The following is a 467-nucleotide window of genomic DNA, read 5'->3' on the forward strand; positions in this document are numbered from 1 at the left end:
AAGCAGATGTTCTAGCGCGCCCGCATATTTGCGTCGCGCGATAAATGCGCTCGCCAGATCGAAGCGCGCTTCCAGATCTTCCGGGTGACTCGCGACGCGCGCTTCAAGCGCGTCGGTAGGCGGCAGGTCGGCAGCGGCGTCCACGGCGTCGAGGCGCGTCTTGATCGCGTTAAAGCGCGCGTCGATGCCCTGCGTCGTTTTCGGCGACAGCAGATCCACTTCGTTGCGCGCTTCGTCGATCCGGTTGTCGTCGAGCAGCATTTCGATGCGGTCGAGGCGCGCCTCGTCGAAGCCCGGGTCGATTGCGAGCGCGGCCTGCAACGCCTCGTAAGCCTCGTCGCGGCGGCCCTCGGCAAGCGCGGCTTGCGCCTCGATGCGCGCCGCGTCCGCGCCTTGCGGCACGAGCCGCTCGATAAACTCGCGCAGTTGTCCTTCAGGCAGCACGCCGACAAACTGATCGACTGGCC

Annotated in this window: 1 protein-coding gene; it reads right to left on the reverse strand. The window is 66.4% G+C overall.

Going from position 1 to position 467, the window contains the following annotated elements:
• Positions 1–467, reverse strand: a 467-nt coding sequence (locus tag EN824_RS33510; RefSeq protein WP_135933163.1) for a tetratricopeptide repeat protein, incomplete at both ends; no start/stop codon positions are given.

Origin of the sequence: Mesorhizobium sp. M8A.F.Ca.ET.181.01.1.1, assembly GCF_004792025.1 — a bacterium.
Classification (GTDB): Bacteria; Pseudomonadota; Alphaproteobacteria; order Rhizobiales; family Rhizobiaceae; genus Mesorhizobium.